Genomic DNA, 19,974 nt, shown 5'->3' with positions numbered 1-19,974 from the left:
CTACTCTACCTGTTGTGTTTCGAGCCCGCGACCACCGCGGCCTCGATGGCGATCTGCAGGCCGAAGATGATCGGCGACGCACCCGCTCGCGGGCCGCAGCGTCGGGGCGATAATAGCAGCGCGGATGGAAACGCAGACTGCCACCATGGTGCACTCGGGCTATGCCGCGACGCTGCAAATATGCCTCGGCAATGGTCCCCTCGATCGGGCTGGATATCGCAAAGAGCCGACGGGCCGCCTCTTGCGATCCGGCCGGTACTGCCGGACCAACAGTCCTTCGGACGAGCTCCGGTTCATCGCGAGGCAGTTTCAAAAAGCGTCTTGCCTCCTCGGCGACTTCGCGGAAGTCGCGCAGTCCCAGGCTTTCACGGATGACGTCGAGGAGATCGCCATGTTCTCCTGTTGCGGCATCGGCCCACTTGCCCGCCGGCCCCTTCGGCGACTCCTTAAGTCGCACAAACAACGAGCGGCCCGCAGTGTTGTGGACGTCGCCGACCACCCAGTACCGGCCCGCCCGCTTGCCATTCGAGAGATAGTGTCGGCACACCGCCTCGGCGTCGCGCGCGAGGCGGCGTGCCAGCTCGGAGGCATCGCGGGGCATCAGGCGGCCTCCCGCTCACTGATGCGCGCGACCGGATAGTGGTCGAGCACTTTCGACAGGATTTCGACGCCGCTCGCGTCCGTGGGCACAAACATGCGCAGCTTCCAGGAGATGATCTCTCCGAAGAAGCCGTAAGCCCGCAAGCGATCGCGCATCGTGTCGATGAAGCCCGAGAGTTCGATGCGGTGCGCGCCCATTACACGGGCGCGGCGAAGCTGGAGCCCCTCCGCAAGTTCGAGGACGGTCCGTCCCCCCATGAGCACGGCAAAGGCAGCGTCCGGCGTCAACGCCGGCGCGTCCGCCGCAAGGACGTTCGCGACCCAGGTCGCCGAGACCTTGCGGCCGATGATGCGCTCGCCCGCGTCGGTCTGAAGCCGATGGACCCGGGTCGATTCGTTCGGCAGCCGCTTCCAGATGGGCAACAGCAAGCCCGCCACGACGTGGATCGTGCTTTCCGTGAACTCGGGGACTTCGGCAACCTCTGCCAGCCAGGCCGTAGTAAAACGTTCGCGATCCGCTTCGATCCAGTGACTCTCCGCCATTATATTCAGGGGGATCGTATGCTGCTCCATCGGCCGGATTAGGCGGACGCGCCGTTCGATCTCGCCGTCGTCAAGCATGAAGCTCGGGGCGGGGACCTGCACGGCGGCTCGTCCCGAGCGCTCATTGATCAGCAGGGCAGCGTTGCGATTGGAGACACGAGCAAGAGCGTCATTCAGACCCACAGGATGGTTGCGCTGGCGCCGGGTGATGGTGAGCAGCCGGGTCTCGGCGCCGGTGCCCGGATGGACATAAATCGTGCGCCGGTCGGTGATGACAAAGATTTCGGCGCGGAGCGTTTCCAACCCGACATCATATGTACCTGACGCGACCGCACCCTCGATCCGTGCGGTCAAGAGCTGCTCGAAAACGGTGAACAGTATGTTCTGAAGATCGATCGTGAGCGCCAGCAACCGGTTCAGGAAGGTCGTGATCGGCGGCAGGTCATCTCTGAGCCCATTGGCATCCGTCAGCTTCAGGCCGGTCGCATCCTCGAACCTCTTGAGCGAGCAGCCCGCGACCTTGCCGCGCGCGAGTAGCGTATAGAGCTGACGCAACGCATCACGGCCGTACTGGCTTTCGAGATTGTCTTCGGGCCGGAACAGGCCCTGCCCTTCGGTCTGGCGCTGGCCGCGCGTTATCGCACCCAACGTGTCCAGCCGGCGGGCAATAGTGCTGAGAAAGCGCTTTTCCGCCTTCACGTCGGTCGCAATGGGACGAAACAGCGGCGGCTGCGCTTGGTTGGTCCGGTTGGTGCGGCCGAGGCCCTGGATCGCGGCGTCCGCTTTCCAACCGGGCTCGAGCAAATAGTGGACTCGCAAGCGGCGATTCCGCGCCCACAGCTCGGCATAGTAGCTCCTCCCCGTGCCGCCAGCGTCCGAGAACACGAGGATGCGCTTGACGTCGTCCATGAAGGCCGACGTCTCGGCGAGGTTGGCCGAAGCGGCTCGGTTTTCGACCACCAGCCGGTCGTCCTTGCGAACGATACGACGCGAGCGGTCGGTCACCTCGGCGACCATGTCAGTACCAAAGCGTTGGACGACCTGGTCCAGCGCCCCCGGCACCGGCGGCAGCGAGGCGAGCTTCTCGATCAACCGATCGCGACGTGCGACGGCCTCCCGGCTCCCGACCGGTTGGCCGTCGCGATAGACGGGCCGGGAGCAGAGGTTGCCCTCCGAGTCTGTGAACGGCTCGTAGAGCTGGGCCGGAAAGGAATGGGCGAGATAATCGAGGACATACTCGCGGGGGGTAATATCGACCTGGACGTCGCCCCAGTCCTCCGTTGGAATCTCGGCGAGCCGGCGCTCCATCAATGCTTCGCCGGTCGAGACGATCTGGATGACGGCGGCATGGCCGGCGTCGAGATCGCGCTCGATCGAGCGGATCAGTGACGGCGTCTTCATCGAGGTCAGGAGGTGGCCAAAGAAGCGCTGCTTGGCGCTCTCGAAAGCGGATCGCGCGGCCGATTTGGCCTGGCCGTTCAGCGTACCGGTCTCGCCCGTGATGTTGGCGGCCCGCATTGCCGCGTCGAGATTGTTATGGATGACGCTGAACGCGCCGGCGTAGGCGTCATAGACGCGAACCTGTTCGGGGGTGAGCTCGTGCTCGACGAGCTCGTACGCGACGCCCTCGTAAGAGAGCGAGCGGGCCGCGTAGAGGCCGAGCGCCTTGAGATCGCGCGCCAGCACCTCCATCGCAGCGACGCCGCCCTCCTCGATCGCCTCGACGAACTCGGCGCGGCTAGAGAACGGGAAATCGGCGCCGCCCCACAATCCCAGCCGCTGGGCATAGGCGAGATTGTGGACCGTCGTGGCACCGGTTGCGGAGACATAGACGACGCGGGCATTCGGCAAGGCGTGCTGGAGCCTCAGGCCCGCGCGCCCCTGCTGGGAGGCCGCCTGGTCGCCGCGCTCGCCCTTCCGGCCCGCCGCGTTCTGCATCGCGTGGCTCTCGTCGAAGACAATCACTCCGTCGAAGTCGGAGCCCAACCATTCGACGATCTGCCGCACGCGCGAAAGCTTCTCGCCGCGTTGATCGGTGCGCAGCGTAGCGTAGGTGGTAAAAAGGACGCCTTCCGAAAGCCTGATCGGAGTGCCTTGACGAAAGCGAGAGGGCGTCACGAGCAACCGCTCCATGCCGAGTGCGGACCAGTCGCGCTGCGCGTCCTCGATCAACTTGTCGGATTTACTGATCCAGACCGCACGGCGGCGGCCCTTGAGCCAGTTGTCGACAAGGATGCCTGCGACCTGCCGACCCTTGCCCGCGCCGGTGCCATCGCCCAAGAACCAGCCGCGAGGGAAGCGGACGGCAGTTTCTGCATCGTGGCGTGCGGCCGTCACCACGTCAAAGGTCGCATCGACCGCCCAGCATCCCGCAAGAAACTCGGAATGGGCCTCGCCTGCATAGATGACGCTTTCAAGTTGGGCGTCGGACAGGATGCCATCCGCCACGACATTGGCCGGCAGATGTAGCCGGTGCGACGGCTTCGGCGGCGCGACCGAGGCCATCGCGGCAGACTGCACGAGTTTCGTCGGATGCGCATGCGCGTCCGGAATATGGATCGCCTGCAATGCGTATTCCTCATAAAGGGCGTCGGTCAGTCGGGCGCGTTCGGGCGGCGACCATTCGACCGTCTCGTAGATCAGTTCTACGCCTTCGGGCGCTACGCGGCTCGAAGCGGACGATGGGCGTGGCGCAGATGCGCCGACCACTCGTGATACTGCAGGGCGCCTGATGACGTCGACCGCTATCGGCGTCGCGATCGGCAGCCTCGGCGGCACATACTGGGTCACCCAGTCAAGCAAGGTGGCGACATCGCCGGACATGCCAAGTGAAGCCGGAAGGAGTTTCGGATCTGCGGCGGGCAACTTGTCGATCACAAGCAGTCGTGTGTCAGTCTGCGTTCCGTGCTTGGCGTAAACGGTCCCGTCGATGGCGGCAGAAAACACCACGCGCCCGCGCTGCTGGAGGCGAACGAACGCATCTCGCCATGCCGGATTGTCGGGCGCAAGACTTGCGCCGGTAATGGCAACCAGACGCCCGCCGTCGCAAAGCCGCGCCAAGGCAGAAGCGGTGTGCCGGAGCGCCGCATCCGCCATTCGTCGATCAACGTTCGCCAATGCCGAGAACGGCGAGTTCATCAGGACGACGCTCGGTACGACACTCGCATCGAGGTGATCATCGATCTGGGCGGCGTCGAACCGCGTGACCTCAGCGTTGACAAACAGTTGGTCGAGCAACGCCGCGCGGATCTCGGCCAGCTCGTTCAATACCAAGGTGCCGCCGGCGAGCTCGGCAAAGATGGCGAGCAAGCCGGTCCCCGCAGAGGGCTCCAATACCCGATCGGACGGCGTGATGCCGGCCGCGGTGCATGCGGCAAGCCCGAGCGGGATCGGCGTCGAGAATTGCTGAAGGGCCTGGCTGTCCTCCGAGCGCAGCGTGTGGGTCGGCAGACAGCGCGCGATTCTCGCGAGCATGGGCAGCATCGCGGCCGGCGAGCCGGCCTTGGTCCGGATGGCCGGGCCAAACTTGCGAAGGAACAGGACGGTTGCGGCCTCGCAGACATCATAGGCGGTCTTCCAGTTCCAGACGCCGGTGGCGTCGGACGCGCCGAAGGCCGCTTCCATGGCGCTACGCAGGACAGCGGCATCGATGCGACGGCCGCGCTCGAGATCAATCACGAGCTGTCGCGCGGCCCTGATGGCGGCGGAGGTGAGAGTTGCAGCGACACGCATCGAGAGCGGCGCGGCGGCAGCGCCGCCGGCGAGAGATTTGGTCATGACAGGGTTCTTTCGGAGAGCAGGAAACGGGTCGAACCATCAGGCGCTCTCCTCAAGACCCGACGGCTCAAACCCTTCCCGGCCCGGCTCTCCCTCTCAGCCCTCGCCCATAAGAATGGGGACCGGCGCGGCACACCGGTCCCCAAACAACTGTGGGACGGCGGGAGCCATCCCATTCCAGATGTCACTCAGCCGCGTCGAGCTGTTGCGGATCATCGTCGCTCGCATTCTCCCGATCCTGGTCGTCGGCGAGGAATTCAGGCAGCGGGCCCGCTTCACTCTCCTGCTCCCCTGACGCCGCGTTGGGATCGACGAGACGCAGCGGCTCCGGCAACCAGCCCGCACCATCGAGAAGACGCTCAGCCTCCTTGGCCATGTCGGCCTTCTTCAGGTGGTCGATCAGTTGCGCCGACGACTCGCCCTTGGCTTCCCGCACCGCCTCAAGGATGCGAGGCTTGGTGACCCGGCCGAGATAGTTGTCGACGGCGGGCTTCCAGCTCGCTCGAACCATATCGAGGTCGACAGCGCGCGCTAGCACATCTGCCAAGTCGAGGCGGGTGCGGATGCCTTGGGCAGAGACGCGGCCCTGATTGTAGCGGTTGGCCGGCTCGTAGACGGCGTTGACCGCAAATGACGCGCAGTGAGCAAACAGGGATGCCTGTGCGTCGCCATCGAGGGCTGAAAGAGCATCCCAGAGATCGCTCTCGCCCTTCGGCAAACGTGCCTTCCAGGACTCATGCCGCGCCTCAACGGCCTTCCCTGAGGCGCTTTCTCTCAAGCCAGCCGCTTGAGCCGGAAAGGTCGGTGTGCGAAGCCCGATCTCAAGGCAGCTCCCGGACGATGCGAAGGGTAAAAGGCCGTCAGCACGAAGGTGTGCAGCACCGCCTGGAACGCAATCGCCGGATTTTCCGCCAGCGCATCCCGCAATGCCAGCGTGCGATGGGCTGTCAGCTCCGTGATCAGCCGATCCGGCAGAGGTTTGGTCGCGTCCTCGTCATCGTCTTCGGTATCAGTAGCGCCGCCGGCCACCGCGATGACCGTGCGTTGGACGGAAGGACCAGCCGCCTTCCCCTCGACAGATTGTGTGTCGGCGGCCTGCCCGACATCGGGATCGACTGCCGACAAATCGTCCTCCGGACGGACGTAACCCCGATCGACCGAGAGGCGCCCTTCGGAACCGATGCCGACGAAGACACCGGCGCGGGCGATCTCGGCCGGATCGTAAAACATCGGCCGCTCTTCGAATGCGGCCAGGGCCACCTCGATTCGCCGAGACGCTGATCGACCTCATCGGGCAACTCGTCGGCATCCTGAGAATCGGATTCAAGCTTGGCTTGCTCCGCATTGAAGGCGTCGATGGTGGCCTGATCCTCCGGGGAAAGATCGACAGGCTTGCCCTCGATTGCACGCAGGCCATCCGCGTGGCCGTAGGGGAATTCGACGGCGAGCGATATCCACTTCCAGCCTTCGGCTGCAATCGTCTCAGCTTCGGCTTTGAGCTTTTCTGTCCACGAGACGATCGAGCAAAGCAACGTCCTGGAGCCAGCCGCCGTCATCGTGCTCGAACAGATCCCGCAAGACGCCGCCACCAGCCTGCTCGTAAGCATCCAGCCCAATGAACTGCACGCGCCGATCGGACGCGCGCACGGTATTTTCGGTCAGCATTCGCCGGATCTGATAGGGCTCATCATAGCCGGATCGGCTGACGTTCTCCCAGACCTGCTCCTGCCTGGCGTGATCGGCTGAAACCGTGAAGGCCATGAGCTGCTCGAGAGTCATGCCGTCATCGGCATAGACGTCGTGGAGCTTTGGCGACACGGACGCCAGCCAAAGGCGTTGCTTCACGACAGCCGGGGACACGAAGTGCCGGGCCGCGATATCCTCGTCGGATAATCCGGTGCCGCTCAAGGTCTGGAATGCTCGGAACTGATCGAGCGGATGAAGCCCTACCCGCTCGTCATTCTCGGCAAGCGAATCGTCTTCAGCGATGCCCCCTCGCGCACGACACAAGGAACGGCTTGCGTCTTCGCCATGCGCTTCTGCTTGACGAGAAGCTCCAGCGCGCGATAGCGCCGGCCGCCGGCCGGCACCTTGAACATGCCGGTCTCATTGCCTTCGGCGTCCACAACCGCCCGCACGTTCAGACTCTGCAGCAGTGTGCGCTGCGCAATGCTTTCGGCGAGTTGCTCATGCCGGACGTTGGACTGGCTGAGGACCAGCTTGTTGAACGGAATGTCGCGTGAGGGGGAACAGCGTGATCTTTTGGACAGCCTTCGTCATATCGATTCTCCACGACGGGCGGCCGGGAGCCTCTCTCTCGGCCTCCAACCCGTCGCGAAGACCGCCGCTCCCCTCTCACCCTCTTGTTTGAGGCAACAGGTGAGACACTCACGCCGCCTCCTGCTCCGCCGCCTCGGTTGTCATGCCGACTGTCACTTTCGGCAGGAAACCAAGGAGATAATCCGCAACCTTGCTGGCCTGCGAAGCAGCTCGCACAATCGCGCGATTATCCTCTCGCAACACCTCCAGCCACGAGCCAATATAATCGGCGTGCCGCACCGTCGGCATGATACCAAGCGAAGCGCAACTGAACGCAGACGAGATTTCCGCAACCAACTCCTCAAAGGCATACTTCTTGGTACCAAAGCTGCCCGACAAGTCACGGTTGAGACGTGATGGATGACCGCTGGCATGCGCCAATTCATGCAGTGCCGTTCGATGCCAATTGATCGGCTCGAAATAGGCTTGCGGAGGCGGCACCTGCACATAATCTTCGGTCGGCATATAGAAGGCGCGGTTGCCGCCGATGCGGAAGTCGATGCCGGTCGCCTTGATCAGGTATTCGACCCGCGGCTCGATCAGGCCTGGCGGCGGAAGCGGCGCCGTTGTCGCGATCTCTGGAGGCAGGCCGTCGCATTGATCGCAGTTGAAAACCCTGAAGCGCTTGAGGAACGGAAGGGCGTGCGCTTCCTCACCGTTCTCGCTGGCGCGGCGCTTTTCGTCGGCCGGCACAAACCGGTCGGCATAGACGACGGTCGTACCGCGCTCGCCCTTGCGGACATGCCCCCCGAGCGACAGCGCTTGGCGGAAGGTAAGCCAGCTCTGCCCTGTAAATCCGTGTTCGGTCGCCGCACCCCAGAGAATTAAAATGTTTATGCCGCTGTATTGGCGGCCGGACGCGGCGCTTTTTGGCATGGCCAAAGGCGCCGTCGCTGCCGCCGTGCCCCAAGGCTGCACCCACGGCGCTCGGCCGGCCCCCAGTTCGGCGATGATCTTGTTGGTGATGTCGTCATAAAGGTTTGCCCGGTCCTCACCGGTGCGCGCCCGAGGATGATGTCTGGACATCGCGGATCTCCGCGACGGAGACCGCGAGCCTCTCTCGCAGCCTGTAACCCGTCATGGCAAAACCCCGCGACACTCTGACTCTCGCCTCTACCTGAGAGAATACGAAGTCTGCGACGCAGCCAACCTTCCATCGTTCATGGGAATTGCGTTGAGCTACCAGGGCCGCAGGCCCGACCAGGCGTGCGCCAGGGGCGCATCGCCTCCCGGGAATATGGCACCCGGAGAGCGTGAGCATAGCGACCCGAAGGGGCACGCGGGTCCGAGTGCAGCGACGAGACCGGTTCAATAGCGGCACCCGGGAACGGGCAGTGATAGCGATCGCCGCAGGCGAGCCCCTTTTCCGAGTGCCCCCGGCGAGGAGCTCCGCATCTCTTTGCGCGAGGGATCGACGCCGCACGGCCGAGACGCAAAGCGGCTCGGTTTACGAGAGCCCGATGCGGCGGCAGCCGCACGCGCTCTGGCCGAGCAACTCTGCCATGACTTGAATCAGCGGATCTAGATTTCCTCGCGCGCATGCGTCTGCGCGTCATAGATCTTGATCTGAAGCATGGGAAAACGCCTCTTCAGTTCTTCGCCACCTGCCCTTGCGCCGTCTCTGGTTGCAAATTCGGCTTTGAGCCGGCCGTCCACTTCAAGCGCGTAACCAGAGGCCGGCAATTCTCGGGTGGCTGCAACCATTTCATTCCCATTGTGCAGTGAGGTGATCGAGAATGATAGGTAGCGTGAGTCGCCCAAACCGCGCCAGAGCCACCTGCCCAAGTGCGGTGATTAGCCAACGCACGTTGTGGATTGGCGCCCTTGCCGAGATCGCATCAAGGATGGGCATTTGCATCGTCGGAACAGGCGGACGGCTTTCCACTCGCGCGGATGCATGAACGATAAAGCCACGGCTCGACGTAGCTGCCCTTCCACAGTCCCTGGCCGGCACGCTCAGCCTCGCGCTGGGCTTCGCGATACCTGCCCTTCGAGTATTGCGGCCAATCCAACGCAAGGCCGTTGCGTACCAGCCATTCCCCGAGATCCCTGCCTGCGACGGAGCAGGTCGCGACCGTGCGGCCATATGGGTCGAGGCTGACTGGAGCACAATTGACGGGACGGCGGGCAATGAAGGCATCCAGGTCGTTCGCGGCCTGCGCACCGCACCGATATTGCAAGCTGTCTTCGCCGCGGCACAGCTGGCTGCTCTCCGGTGCATCGATGCCCCAAAGCCGGATGCGCACGCCATGCATTTCCAGCGTGTCGCCGTCGATCACGCTGGCCTGTCCGACAAAATCATCGGCCAGCGCCACGCTCGACAGAATGGCGAGAATCAATGCGACAGCGGTTTGACGCATTTCCAGTGACCTTGTAGCTACCGCAAACCATGCGGACTGGATTTCGACTAGTTGTCGAATGTTGCAACGCCGGCGGGTGCTCCGGCCGCTCGGGATAGTGAAACACCGTGCCGCGCAGCCAACGACATTGAAGCGAGCCGAAAGCAGAATCGCGTCGATCCGCCAAGCGAATTCATGAACCTTCCAGACGCCGTCATTCTCTACAACGTCGCCGGTCGCGTTGAATGCCAGGCCGCTCAGCCGGCAAAAACGCGTAAATTTTCCTCCCGGCGCACCCCTGGGGTTGAGGCAAAGGCACTGCAGCGCTCTTTACCAGACGAGGCGCTGATAGTCGTCATGCGCGACGCGTACAAGGAAGACAGATCGCTGCGTGGCTGGTTTTGCACAGGGCGGCGGAACACGTGGAAAAACACCTGTCCGGCGATTTTGAATCCCTGCTCTGTGTTAGCAGCCGGAACGAATCGAGGGCTGCAAGGATTCGTCCCTCGCGGAGGAGCGATCTTGATGCTGATGTCCAAGGAGAGGCGGACGGCGATCCGCACGGTACGGGGGTGGGCGATAGCCGTGCTGCAGGAGGCAGGCGCAATCCGCGAGTGTGAGTACCACGGCTGGATGCAGGACCGCGCAGATCCGCACGCCCGCGAGCGGGCGTTCCAAATCGCCCGCCAGGATCCGCCGCCGGGCCTTTCGCCCGAGGCGGCCGCCGGCGCGATGACGGAGGTCCTGGACTCCTTCGGCGAGACCTGCCCCGAATGCCCGCCCGAGGTCTAGGCAACGTGCCGGAAAATCGGCGCATTAGAACCTAACGCCCGAGACGCTTCTCGACCCGCTTCCGGCTGTTGCCGACCTTCTTGACAGCTTTCTTGACCGCTGACGCCGACCGTCCTGTCTTCTTGGACTCGTACCCCACTTCATACTTTTGCCCGCCGGCCACACGGGCCCGGTCCAGCTTGCGCCCACGCGCTGTCTTCTTCTTCGCTGCCGCCATAGGCACCTCCTGCCCGACTGATGACAAACCAACCCAGCAAGGGATTATTGTGCTTTCTTTTGGCGGGGCTCTCCAAGTATCAAACCTTCGAGGCGTTGTTCGAATATGTCGAGGATGGGCGCAGTTTCCGACGAACGAGCCAGTGATCTATGCGTGGTAACGAAACGGTTAATGCGGCTCAAATGCACGACCGTGTCGTCCGACGACAAGACGATTCGTGACTTAGGAAAGATGACCGATGGCAAAACGGCAGAAGCAGCAGCCGAAACAGCATCGCTATGAGCGAAGAATAGTTCTGTTTCTTGACTTCCTCGGTTTCAGAGAGATCGTCGACGAGACGGAGCGGGATAGCGAGAAACTACGATTACTGCTTAGGGCAATCGATCGGCTATATGATATCGGACGTGAGGATGCCGATCTCTACAGGACACGGAGCATCACGACCTTCTCAGACTCCGTAGTGCTGTCATACGCGATCCACGAGCAATCGGCGGTTTTTTATCTTCTTTGCGACATAGCGTTTGCGGTTATTGATCTTGCGATCCAGGGATATCTCGTGCGCGGTGCGATCACCGTTGGCGAGTTGGTCCACACCAAGCGTTACCTCGTCGGCCCCGCGATGGTGAAGGCCTATGAGATGGAATCGAAGCTCGCGAAGTACCCGCGCGTGCTGATCGATCGGACGCTTGTTACAATCGCGCGCAAGGCACATGCCGAACAACATGATGGGGAGCACGAAGCGGATTACGTGCGCGCATTCATGACCAAGGACGAGGACGGCAACCACTACCTCAACTACGTGTCGTGGAAGTCGGTAGTGGAAGTCGCAGGCATGGATGACGATAATTATCCACTCTACCTCCGTGATATCGGGTTGATAGTCAAACGGGGCCTCGCCAAGACCGATGCGGGCGTTCTTTCGAAGTACGTGTGGATTCACGCGCAGTATGTCGCGGCGATCGAACAGTTCGAGAAACTCGGTTCAAAGCACCATTATCGGCTGAACAACCCCGAAAATTGCGCGGCCATCGAAGCGCTTCCCAAACTTACCGACGAGGCCAAGCAGGCCAAGGGCATCATTAGGGCGGCTCAGACAAAGCACGCGAAGTAAGGGTGAGAAATCCCGCGAGGTGCAAGCGGCCTCGCGGGGCCAGCTGTCGTCTTCCTCACGGGCCCCCAAGCCACCATTGGTTAACACATTGATACTATATCTTATTACCACCTGACGCCGAGATTTCCACCGGCGGCGCGGGGACACCTTGGACCGGCCGCACCCTTTCGTGCCGGACTGACGGAAGCGAAGCTTGAATACTGTATTTTTTTACAGTACTACGCTCGCCGATGGGCATTGGCACGGAACTGACAGCGAGACAACGACAAATCTTTGATTTTGTTGAAGAACATATGGCCGCGGCTGGTGCACCACCGACTCTTGAGGAGATTTGTGGCCGGTTCAGCTTCAAGAGCCCGAATGCCGCGCGCGAACACCTACGTCTCATCGAGCTGAAGGGCTATCTCAAGCGTGCACCGCGCCATGCCCGCGGAATTCGCATTGGTCGGGAAGATTCCGCTTTGGGCGATCTCGTGCGGGTGCCACTCTTGGGCAGGATCGTTGCCGGCAGTCCAACCGACGCTCTCGAGAATGTTGAAGCCAGGATTCCGTTGCCGCGGGCGCTCCTGCGAGGCGCCCGTCTTTTTGCGTTGCGCGTCGGGGGAAGTAGCATGGAGGGTGCGGGTATCTTCGACGGCGACATTGCGATTCTGAACACGCAGACCGAGGTTGCGAACGGCGCAATTGCTGCCGTTCTGATCGGCGAAGAGACGACCCTCAAGCGTGTTTTCAAGAGCAATGACGGTATTCGGCTTCGCGCTGAGAATCCGGAGTTTCCAGATCTCGTTTTCGACCAGTTCAATGGCGGCGCGCTCCACGTCGCGGGTGTCCTCGTCGGTATTCTGCGGCTGGTGTGAACGTGGCCGAAGTATCACCCTCACCCTCGCTTGCCAGACTCGAACGTGAGATGAGCAAGATCGGCTGTCCGGATCTGATCGCGCTCGACGGGACGGCAGACGCCACCCATCTCAACTATCTGGATTTGATGTCGGGCCGGCGCGCCAGCGATTTGAGGCCGAACGCGGTCGCCGAGTTTCAGGGGCGTCCGATCCTTTACCTGGTCGATGGTCTGACCGATCGCGTTCAACCGAGCGACCATCAAGTGCGTCACCTCGGCCAGTTGCTCGCAAACCGAAGTGAGCATGCAATGTTGGGGGTTGTGCGGCCCGGCGAGCTGACGCTTTATCCGATCAACCTCAGTCGCGCGGAACTAGATGGCGCAACACCGACGCCGGTCTCGTTGACGAACCCGGATCCCCTGCTCTTCCAAGGTTTGGCAACAGGCTTGGTCAGCATCGAGGGACAACCGACCGCCCCCGACTATGTGTTCGATGAGATTCACGAGCTGCTGACGGAGGCAGACTCGGCTCTCGCCGGGCGCATGTCAGCACTCGAGGTGTTGTCTGTCGCAGGGCGGGCCCTGTTCTTTCGGTTTCTCCATGATCGCAGGATCATTCTGCCGGCTGAGCTACACGAGATCTCGCCAAAGGCCAATGATTTGAAAGACGTCTTTTCCGACGCCGAGCGCGCGGCTGCCACGTCATGCTGGCTGGACGAAACGTTCAATGGCGATCTGTTGCCGCTTGTGGACGAAGTAGCACATGCCGATCCAGCAAAACGGCTTGCCGCGTACAGGAAGTTCTTCCGCCAAGCCGACAAAAAAACCGACGGGAAGATTTTTCTTCATCTGCAGGCCATCATGCGTGGCTGGAAGCACCTGGGTGATTCAACATTCCAGACGAGGATCGACTGGGACGACTTCGATTTTGCGCATATTCCAATCGGAGTACTGAGCCAGGTCTACGAAACATTTAGCCATCGCTGGGATGAAGCCCACGCCGAAGAAACGAGCGTCCACTATACGCCCAAGAATGTCGCCCAACTTCTCGTCGAGGAGGCACTCGCCGGCGCAAAGGACGCCTGTGATGCCGTCATTCTAGATCCGTCATGCGGGGCCGGCGTATTCCTGGTGCTAGCCTTCAGACAATTGATCCGACTTCACTGGCAGAAGGAAGGACGAAGGCCCGACAAGAACACTATTCACCGGATTCTCTATCGGCAGATTCGCGGATTTGACGTAAGTGAACCGGCGTTGCGGCTGGCGGCACTTGCGCTGTACGTCACGGCCATCGAGGTGAACGGCACAACCCGCCCTCCGAAGATACTCAAGTTTCCGCGAGCGTTGCAGGGGGAGGTTCTATTCAACTTTGCTTCCACTGCGAGCAATGAAGCTACGCGCGGATTTGGTCTCGGAAGTCTGTCGTCGCATGTACCAAAGGAATTCGATGCATCTTTCGATGTTGTCCTTGGAAATCCGCCTTGGACGCGGCTGCGGTCGAAAGCAAAGACCGCTGCCGAAAGGACTGCCGATCGCAAGCGCCATACTAAGATGAACCGCGAATTCACCGCGATAAGTCGGCGCGCGCTCACAGCGAAAAACATCGAGGGCCTCTCGCCCGAATTGTACGAAAATCCTGATAACAATCCGGATCTTCCCTTTGTTTGGCGCGCAACGGAATGGGCCAAGCACGGCGGCATCATCGCTTTTGCACTCCCGGCCCGGATTATCCTCAAGCAAAGCGGCACGGGTCGACTCGCAAGAGAGGCACTATTTCGTGGCCTGACGGTGACAGGTATCTTGAACGCGTCAGATTTGGAAGAGACGCCGGTTTGGCGGCATATGAAGTTGCCGTTCATGCTTCTGTTTGCTCGAAACGCGCCCGCGCCGCTTGGACATCAGTTTCAATTCGTCACGCCGCTGCGCGAGAATGCTCTTACCAAGCGGGCAGAATTTCGCATTGACTACCAGTCTGCCCAGCCGGTGTCGCTTGATGCCGTCGTAAAGAGACCCTGGATGTTGAAGACTCTAGGGGTCGGCACAATCTTGGACGTAGAAGTATGGGACAAGATTGCTGAGAAAAACATTCCCAATCTCGGGGATGTGTGGAAACGGTTGGGCCTGTTCTCGAACGAAGGCTACAACTAAGTCTTCCGCAGGTCGCGGCAAAGCACATTCTGGCCTTGCCCGACTTTGAGCCTCCAGAGGATGGATTTGACATCAATTTTGGTGAACTTGATCTCTGGCGGGACAAGCACAGGCGAACGACTGCGAATCGACCGCGTGAAGCCGAGCTGTATAAGGCCCCCTTGGTCATCGTCCCGCAAGCTCCGGGTGAAACCAGAGATCGACCGAGGGCATACCTGTCGGCAAGCCGGCCCGTTGCGTTCCGTAAGAGCTATTATGGATATTCAACGAACGGCTATCGCGATGCTGATTTGCTGGCTCGCCTGCTTTATCTCGTCGTTCATAGCGAGCTTTGGCAACACTTCTATCTGACGCATACTTCGCGCCTCGGCGCGAGCTATCGCACGATTCTGAAGGAGGAGCTGGATGGATTTCCCTTCCTGGAGCCTTCAGGGCTAGGGACCTCGGAAAAGCAGCAAATTCGTACCCTGTCGTCGCAACTTATGTCAAACCAGGTGAAACCCTGGGAAAAGATTGATCAGCTTATATTCAGTCTCTACGGACTCAGCGCACATGACATCGACGTCGTCCGCGACACCGTACAATTCAGCTTACCATACAAGTCCTCCCGCGACCCCGCCGCTCTTCCGCCTGACCAGAACGATTGCGATCGGTTTTGTCGGTACCTTCACGACATGTTGCAGCCGTTTGTACAGCCGACCATCGGGCAGCTGCGCATCGAGCCCCTGAACGAACTGGCGGATACATGGATGCCTTCGTGGCGGTTTATTACTCTAGCGTCGGCGCACGCGACTTCTGATATCTCATCAACTCTGGTTTCGAAGGTGATGCGGGAAGCCAATCGCACGGCCGCCAGTCGCGTCATCATGGTCTTGCCGCAGCACGGCCTCCTGGTTGGCCTGCTCAATCAGCGCCGCTTCTGGAGCAAAAGCTGAGCCCGACTTTGCGGACTGCACATTGTTCGCCAGCATCTAAACGCGTTTCGGCACAGATGAGCATTGCGGGATTCTTTGCCGAAGGTATCGACTATCGTCTACCGCATCCGGCGTTGGATGACTCTGTTCTGCTGATTGCCCATAACGCGATCTGTCATGCGTTCTCGTTGTTGCGGGGAGCGCCTCCGGGGGGTTTTGAGCTTTCGTCGGCCCAAGAGAATGCCATAACCCAACAATTAGAGTGGATACTCGAGAACCGTCTTCGAAGGAGCGGAAAGGTGGCTGGCTTCGACGAGCGCATCTTTCAGAAGGTACGGCGTGGCGCCGAAGTTACGAATTATGATGGCAAGCATCCGAGCAAGAAACCGGATCTCGTGTTTGATCTTGTACGAGATGCGCCGCTAGCGCTATCGAGCCTGGATGCATTGTTTGTGGAATGCAAACCAGTCGACAAGAATCATTCCTTCGAAACGCACTACGGGACCAAGGGTGCGTTTCGCTTCATCAACGGAGACTACAGCTGGGCGATGCAAGAAGCCATGATGGTCGCCTATGTCCGTGACGGGAATGAGCTTTCAGCAAGCGTTGCTCGGGCTTTTGCCAAAGAACCACTCCATTCGCTGCTCGGAAAGCCGAGCGCGATGATGCGGGTGGCGAATTGTGCAGGTAGCTCTCTGGCCGAGCCGTTGCATTTCACGAGCCATGAGCGAAACTTCGAGTGGCCACAAGATCGGGGAAGCGCAAGTGCGATCCGCATTTTCCATTCGTGGCACAAATGCTCGTAATACAAGCGGCGATTCCCTGGTCTTTCCGATTTGAGCGCGGGTTCCGCACCAAGCTGCTGCTTCGCGCTAAATTCTATGTGCCAACAGTCTCGATAAGCGCAATCTCGAATACGATCCGCGACAACCTCAAGGCTATCGTGGATCAAATGCCAAACGAATAGCTATTCGGTACCCGAAAGTGTGGGTTGCCACAAAGCGCAATTGCTGTAGTTCTGGATCGAGGATTGCCGCCCGATTCTCGATTGCTTATAGTTCCGCGCATCGTGAGCACTGCAGAGCCCATTCCCGCAAACGCCCCGGTTCCCGTTATATTCGCGCACGACGCGAATACGGCAGCACTTGCTCCGATCGCACGACCTGCCGTCGCGGTGATACCGCAGCACAGTACCTGGAATGATTTCACCTACTATTTCACCGCGCGCCTGCTGGTACTGCTGCCGCAACAACAGCCCGTACCGTTTGATATGCACTTTATGGTTTCTGAGTTTGATCGAACTGATGGCTTCTTCAACCAGCTCCTTCTTCACCAACCTTGGGTGCCGATCGAGCTTGCGAATGCGAGCTACGTTGGCATTCTCGATAACGTTGAGTCATACGGCTCGCTGATTGAATTGCTTGGCTTCGCGCGCGCTATGACGTCGCTGCGATTGCTCGGTGACGCGGTCGTTCTTCGGACAGAGGGCATGGACACCGCACGTCTGCCGCTTTTCGACACAGACCGATTTCACCTGGGCGCGCTAAGGGCCAGCTCCAACTATGTCGCGTTCCGCCACGGCCGTCGCTATTTGCGGGCCGAACCGCAAGCTCCAGTCCCTGATGCGGCGACAAGCTTCCACATGGGGACGAACCTGCTTGCGGCCGACAATCCTTATGACATTGATTTCGACTTTCGATCGGACGAACTTAATCGTGATCGTGTCGCGGTCCTCATTGGACGAAACGGAACCGGCAAGACCCAGCTTTTGCTAAGCCTCATCCATTCGCAACGATCTCCCCAAGTCGGCGAGCCAGCAGTCTCGACCGCTTTCGAAACCGCCCCAACGTTCAGCCGATTGATGGTCTTTTCATCTGTGGCGTCGGACTCCTACCCACGATCGATCCCGCCTTGGGAAGGCGTCGACTATCAGTATTTTTCGATGATTGCCAATACGGACACTGAGGCCGATGCATCGACCGGCGCATTGATCGATTGCCTGCGTGATCACAGGCAGTTTGAGCCTTTCTCCCAAGGTATGCCATTTAGCGGACCGAGTCGGCTGAACATGCTGGAAAGGTCGCTAGCCCCCCTGTCCTTTTCAAAGACGATCCACCTGCCTCTCAGGGATCAATCGGAGCCTCACGATCTGTTCGACGTGAGAACCTGGCAGGGTAAAGCCTATTTTCCCCTGTTCAGATCGCTGAACGAGCAGCGCCAGCTGCAGTTGGTTCGCATGGTCGACTGGTCCAGGTCGCCGGTGACGTTCGGCCTGGGCGAAGCGCCCCGTACACTCAGCAGCGGAGAGCAAGCGATGCTGAGATTTGCGGCCCAAGCCGTTGGGTCGATCGAACAAGGCAGTATGCTGTTGTTCGACGAACCGGAAACGCACCTACACCCGAATTATGTTTCGGACTTTATGTCGATCCTGCACACGCTGCTGGCCGCGACGAGATCCGTAGCAATTATCGTGACACATTCTGCTTATATCGTAAGGGAAGTCCCTCGGCAGCGAGTCCGAATATTATCACTGAATGAGAGAGCGATTTCGATCGATCAACCTAGGCTCCAGACGTTCGGAGCGAGCATTGACAGCATTTCCCAGTTTGTATTCGGCGATAGCGACATCTCCCACGGCTACCAGGACTTGCTGGTAGATTGGGTCAATCGTCTCGGTCCCGAAGTGACGATCGAGCGCATTGTTCAGGATCACGGCGAGAGGTTGAATCCAGAAACGCTCTCTTATGTGGCCCACCTCCTTCGCATGCGACAGCAATGATAGCGCTAACCGCTCCATCGTCTGCGGAGGACGATGCTTACCTCAACAAGATCTGTGCGGAGCCGGCCTGGGCTAATTACGTTGGCCTGTGGGCATCATGTTATCAGGCCTATCGAGTACATGGCGGCAATCCGTGGTCGATCGTTGGCTCGAAATTCCCGGCGGCAATGGGCACGGTTCAGCAGAGGCTTTACGAGAACCGAAAGAGTGTGACTCGCTTCAAGAACCTGCGCAGCCAGCAAGTCGCCAGCTGCCCGATGTGTGGGTCTTCGGTCACGGGCGCCCTGGACCACTTTCTGCCAAAGGAAACGTTTCCTGAGTTTTCGGTCATGGCGGCGAACCTCGTTCCGGCCTGCACGAGCTGCAACTCATCGGTGAAGGGCAGTACCTATAAAGGTGAAAGCCCGGAGGAGTGGCTCATTCATCCTTACTTCGACACGCTGGCCAACTCCGACCTCTGGGAGATACGGATCATCCAACCGTATCCGGCGGCCCGATTTGAAGCTATTCCCAGCTCTCACCATGCACCGTCCGTGCAAAAGCGTATCGCTTTTCATTTGAAGTATGTGCTCGGTGAGCAGTTTCAGCGCGCCTGTACGAACGCTTGGGCGACGCTACCACAACATATGCGCAACATGGGACCCACGGCTGGCCTCATTTCTGTCGCCGATATCCATGCAGAGCTCATCAAGCTCGTGAGCTATCATTATATCACGACGGGACGAAACGCCTGGTTAGCTGCGTTCCACCGCGGACTGCTGGGGGACTTGCCGGCTCAGGCATTCGTTGCGGCACAAGCGACGACACTTACGAAGTTGGTTCTCTGAGCCTCATTGACCACACCTGTGCTCCCTGGGGGAATAAAGGGACACTCGGCTGCCTGTCAGTTGGCGCGATTGCCGGATGAACTCGAAAAGCCGGCGTGTGCGTCAGCGATCGATACCTCGGGAATTAGACCATTCCTCCCGATGACGTCTGAGAGGTCGACACGTGGGTCTGGTCGAAGGCGACGCTCCGCAAATCAATCGGCCCTTTAATTGCGGTTTGTTGTTAAGTTACCATTCTTCCTCTCTCCAGTGACACGCCCGTAGCGATTGCTCCGTCGGAGCTGGTCAGGTTGCGGAGACGGAGCGATCGCGGATGGCGAGACGATTGCCTAGCGGGCTTGTCAATCGACGTCGTTGGCGGCTTCAGCGAGTTGAGTTGATGTCGTAGCTGGGGTCATGGTCCTTTCCGAGGTCGCGAGCGCCTCATGATGATGTCCGGATCGGGCGCCTCAACGTTTGCAGCGGAGTGCGGGCGAACTGCCACCAGCCGATTGACCGAGGTCACCACGACCACCGTCCCAGCGGGACATCGCCAGTCCGGCGGACCGGACCAGGAACTTGCGAGCAAATATTAGATGGGCTTCGGCTGGCCCCAGTCGAACGATGTGCCATCGACCCAGATGCAGTGGAGAATCACGCCGATCTTTCGGGCAATTGCGACCTTTGCTGCGGATTCCGACGAAGTCGCCCAGGCGTACCGATATGAAGTCGCCCGTGGATTCCGAGACGATGTCGCCCACCTTTCCGATTTGATCTCGCCCAGCGGCGAG

14 protein-coding genes and 2 pseudogenes are annotated in these 19,974 nt (G+C 60.2%); 9 read left to right on the top strand and 7 right to left on the bottom strand.

The features are described from left to right. Positions 1-100: 100 nt before the first annotated feature. From ACFQX9_RS01380 to ACFQX9_RS01355, 6 genes and pseudogenes are all read right to left on the bottom strand, one after another. A pseudogene (locus ACFQX9_RS01380) lies at positions 101-601 on the bottom strand (DNA primase); the annotation flags it as partial. Then, positions 601-4,920 carry a strawberry notch-like NTP hydrolase domain-containing protein gene (locus ACFQX9_RS01375; protein WP_377786187.1) on the bottom strand — a complete coding sequence of 1,440 codons (4,320 nt, stop codon included), beginning with the start codon at positions 4,918-4,920 and terminating at the stop codon, positions 601-603. The gene ACFQX9_RS01375 and the pseudogene ACFQX9_RS01380, both read right to left, overlap by 1 nt. 184 nt (positions 4,921-5,104) lie before the next feature. Beyond that, positions 5,105-7,200, bottom strand: a pseudogene (locus tag ACFQX9_RS01370) (ParB/RepB/Spo0J family partition protein). Between the two features lie 108 nt (positions 7,201-7,308). After that, on the bottom strand, positions 7,309-8,265 hold the full coding sequence (locus ACFQX9_RS01365; protein ID WP_377786185.1) for an ArdC family protein: 957 nt from the start codon (positions 8,263-8,265) through the stop codon (positions 7,309-7,311). A 495-nt stretch (positions 8,266-8,760) separates the two neighbouring features. After that, positions 8,761-8,943 carry a hypothetical protein gene (locus ACFQX9_RS01360; protein WP_377786183.1) on the bottom strand — a complete coding sequence of 61 codons (183 nt, stop codon included), beginning with the start codon at positions 8,941-8,943 and terminating at the stop codon, positions 8,761-8,763. A 134-nt stretch (positions 8,944-9,077) separates the two neighbouring features. Beyond that, on the bottom strand, positions 9,078-9,599 hold the full coding sequence (locus ACFQX9_RS01355; protein ID WP_377786181.1) for a thermonuclease family protein: 522 nt from the start codon (positions 9,597-9,599) through the stop codon (positions 9,078-9,080). Positions 9,600-10,103: 504 nt separating this feature from the next. Here ACFQX9_RS01355 and ACFQX9_RS01350 point away from each other — a divergent pair. After that, a complete protein-coding gene (locus tag ACFQX9_RS01350; protein ID WP_377786294.1) occupies positions 10,104-10,370 on the top strand; it encodes a hypothetical protein in 267 nt (88 codons plus the stop codon). A 31-nt stretch (positions 10,371-10,401) separates the two neighbouring features. Here the strand turns inward: ACFQX9_RS01350 and ACFQX9_RS01345 are convergent, their stop codons facing one another. Then, on the bottom strand, positions 10,402-10,587 hold the full coding sequence (locus tag ACFQX9_RS01345) for a DUF3606 domain-containing protein (protein ID WP_377786179.1): 186 nt from the start codon (positions 10,585-10,587) through the stop codon (positions 10,402-10,404). Positions 10,588-10,825: 238 nt separating this feature from the next. Here ACFQX9_RS01345 and ACFQX9_RS01340 point away from each other — a divergent pair, with 238 nt between their 5' ends. The 8 genes from ACFQX9_RS01340 to ACFQX9_RS01305 all read left to right on the top strand — a co-directional run. Next, the gene (locus ACFQX9_RS01340) at positions 10,826-11,698 is read left to right on the top strand and encodes a hypothetical protein (RefSeq protein ID WP_377786177.1); all 873 of its coding nucleotides are present in this window, start codon (positions 10,826-10,828) and stop codon (positions 11,696-11,698) included. Positions 11,699-11,928: 230 nt separating this feature from the next. Then, positions 11,929-12,555 carry a transcriptional repressor LexA gene (gene lexA / locus ACFQX9_RS01335; RefSeq protein ID WP_377786175.1) on the top strand — a complete coding sequence of 209 codons (627 nt, stop codon included), beginning with the start codon at positions 11,929-11,931 and terminating at the stop codon, positions 12,553-12,555. A 50-nt stretch (positions 12,556-12,605) separates the two neighbouring features. Next, entirely contained in the window at positions 12,606-14,684 is a 2,079-nt protein-coding gene (locus tag ACFQX9_RS01330) for an N-6 DNA methylase (RefSeq protein WP_377786173.1), read from the top strand. 35 nt (positions 14,685-14,719) lie between these two features. After that, positions 14,720-15,619 (top strand): hypothetical protein, encoded by a 900-nt coding sequence (locus tag ACFQX9_RS01325; RefSeq protein WP_377786171.1) that lies wholly within the window; start codon positions 14,720-14,722, stop codon positions 15,617-15,619. 56 nt (positions 15,620-15,675) lie between these two features. After that, positions 15,676-16,404, top strand: a complete 729-nt coding sequence (locus ACFQX9_RS01320) for a hypothetical protein (RefSeq protein ID WP_377786169.1) — start codon at positions 15,676-15,678, stop codon at positions 16,402-16,404. 224 nt (positions 16,405-16,628) lie between these two features. After that, complete coding sequence (locus tag ACFQX9_RS01315; RefSeq protein WP_377786167.1) at positions 16,629-18,377, top strand: AAA family ATPase; 1,749 nt, start codon at positions 16,629-16,631, stop codon at positions 18,375-18,377. Further along, positions 18,374-19,204, top strand: coding sequence for a hypothetical protein (locus ACFQX9_RS01310; protein ID WP_377786165.1), 831 nt, complete (start codon positions 18,374-18,376; stop codon positions 19,202-19,204). Before ACFQX9_RS01315 ends, ACFQX9_RS01310 begins: the two co-directional genes overlap by 4 nt. A gap of 575 nt (positions 19,205-19,779) precedes the next feature. Then, positions 19,780-19,974 (top strand): hypothetical protein (locus ACFQX9_RS01305; RefSeq protein WP_377786163.1); only part of this gene is annotated, 195 nt, incomplete at its 3' end.

Source organism: Bradyrhizobium sp. GCM10028915 (assembly GCF_042666195.1).
In the GTDB taxonomy this organism is placed as follows: domain Bacteria; phylum Pseudomonadota; class Alphaproteobacteria; order Rhizobiales; family Xanthobacteraceae; genus Bradyrhizobium; species Bradyrhizobium canariense_D.
This window is presented reverse-complemented; position numbering and strand designations above follow the sequence as displayed.